Source organism: Aeromonas sp. QDB11, assembly GCF_027705265.1.
GTDB classification, from domain to species: domain Bacteria; phylum Pseudomonadota; class Gammaproteobacteria; order Enterobacterales; family Aeromonadaceae; genus Aeromonas; species Aeromonas allosaccharophila.
On the sequence record NZ_JAPDBM010000145.1, the window covers coordinates 1 to 2,158 of the forward strand.

Below are 2,158 nucleotides of genomic sequence, written 5' to 3' on the forward strand. Positions count from 1 at the left end.
TTGAGTGATCGGCATGGATGTTATTACGTGATCGGCATGAATGTTATTGAGCGATCGCCATGCGTGGGAATATGCAGCTGCGACGTGCTGGCGACGGACTTGGGCACGCCCAGGCATCCAGCGCCACGGCACGCACTCGGCTGGGTTGTACACATCATAAGCCCCCTGACCTTGCCAGACACTGCCAGCGGGCTTGGTGTTTAGTCCCGGCATGAGGCGGAGGCGTTCCTTGAGGTGCTTACGGCATAGAAGCCCCTTGGCCTCTGCTTCGGTCGGGGTGAGGTGTTTTCGGGTTTTGGGCATACGCCCCCCTTGTTGGTGTCTCAGTCCCGGCGGTAGTGGGCGACGATTCAGACGCTCGAAAGTATGAGACTTTATTTTCACGATTCAGGCCGCGCCCAATGCCACGCGATCCTTTCAGAATGACACTTTACCCGCCTGCCAAGCCTGAGTCTTTCAAAACAGTCCTGAAAATTGGCGTAGCTTAGGATGGGACTTTATTTGCATCCCACAGCTTCGCTGTCTGCGGCCTCTCTCGCCCACCATGCAGGCCGGGCGGCTGCGGATGACAGCGCCCCCACGGCCCACAATGCAAGCTCCTGATCGCCCAGGTTCGCAGCCTGCACGATCACCGCCCCAAGCTGCCGCAACTCATCGGACAGCGCCTGAAATTCTGCGGCGCTTGGCATCACTCGCCCCCCTTCCCTTTCGGTGCCTTCGTGGCCTTCTCGGCGGCCTCGGCTTTGTCCTGCTGCCGTTGCAGCGCCTCAAGCTGCCCGGTAAGTCGTGCGGCCTGCTCGCGGGCCTCTGCTGCCACCTTGCGAGCCTCGTCACGCTCGGCCTGCGTCTGCCGGGTTTCCTGCGCTGCTGCGGCGCGGGCGGTGTCGTGGGCCTGTGCAGCCTTGGCGGCCTGCTGCTCGATCTGCTCGGCGCGGGCCTCTGCGCGGCTCACACGGTCGGCGCACGCCTCCAGCTTGGCGGCCAGCACGGCGGCCTGTTGTTCGGTGGCGGTGCGGCCCTGCTGTGCCTCGGCCAGTGCGGCGCGTAGGCGCTCAAGCTCGGCGGCCTGCTCGCTCACGCGCTCGGCCTGCGCCTCGATCTTGTGCCGGGCGGTTGCCACCTCCAGCCGGGCAGACTCTGCCGCCTGCTGCTCGCGCTCGATGCGCTGCTGCGCCTCGGCCAAGTCGGCGGCCTGCTGGGCGGCTTTGCCTGCCAGCGTGTCGCGCTCAGTGGTCAGCACGGCCACCTGCTCGGCCAGCTCGTCGCGTTCGCCTTCCAGCACCTCGCCAGCGGCGGCCAGTTCGGCGGCCTCCGCCTGCGCCTGCACCAGACGGCCCTCGATCTCGCCGCGTGCCCGCGATGCGGCCCGCTCGATCTCGGCGGCAATGGCAGCGGTCAGCGCCTGCGGCAGTTCCGGCGCAGCGGCTGCGGCCACCGGGCGGGCCTCGCGCCACGCGGTCAAGTGCTTGTGAATAGTGTTCGGGCTGCCGGTGTCGCCCAGCTTCTCCCGCACCGCCCGGATGGTCGGCTGCTGACCCTCGCCTGCCAGCGCATCAGCGACGGCGGCGACCTGCTCAAAAGTGATGCCCTGACGTGCCATGATCGTTGCTCCTTTCGTACCATATCAGCGTAAATCGTACCAATACAGATATGATACGCAATACAGATACGATATGCGAGCGGTTTTCGTAACGTACCGCTGCCCGGTCGGCTGCTCGTTTTTGGTGAAACACCGTGCTGACGCCTCGCCTTCGGCTCGTTGTCGGCCAGAAACGGGCCTACAGCGCGTTTTGAGAGGGTAAGAAAGGGGGCAGGACGAAGGGCGAAGACCGCTACCCTGCCCCCAGAGCCTCACGGCGGCGAGTGGCCTCCGGCGGCCCTGCCGGGGGCATCTTGCAAACACGATCAAGGCGACAGCCGTTTGACCGCATCCACAAATGACAATCTGAACAGGTGCATGGTCAGGTCGATGGCACCGCCGCCCTGCTCTTTCCGCGTGTCGTACCACTTCGGCCCGGTCGCCAGTAGCTCAACACCGCCGCCACCAATGGACACATTCAGCCGCACCGTAGCTTTGTCCTTGGGGTTTGGGGAGCAATGGAACCAAAAACCAACGTAAGCTCTGAATCCCACCGTAAAGGGGCTTTCCGATCTCCAG

3 protein-coding genes are annotated in these 2,158 nt (G+C 64.5%); all 3 read right to left on the reverse strand.

Annotation, left to right across the window (positions count from 1 at the left end; all coding sequences use genetic code 11):
* Positions 1 to 303: hypothetical protein (locus tag OKC40_RS22210; RefSeq protein ID WP_270797002.1), on the reverse strand; the 303-nt coding region annotated here is incomplete at its 3' end.
* A 385-nt stretch (positions 304 to 688) separates the two neighbouring features.
* On the reverse strand, positions 689 to 1,600 hold the full coding sequence (locus OKC40_RS22215; protein WP_033996289.1) for a DNA-binding protein: 912 nt from the start codon (positions 1,598 to 1,600) through the stop codon (positions 689 to 691).
* 305 nt (positions 1,601 to 1,905) lie between these two features.
* Positions 1,906 to 2,158: hypothetical protein (locus OKC40_RS22220; RefSeq protein ID WP_205684880.1), on the reverse strand; the 253-nt coding region annotated here is incomplete at its 5' end.

Bases quoted from the DNA above. Each gene is read 5' to 3' on its own strand.
- OKC40_RS22215 (WP_033996289.1), bottom strand. From the start codon at position 1,600: ATGGCACGTCAGGGCATCACTTTTGAGCAGGTCGCCGCCGTCGCTGAT.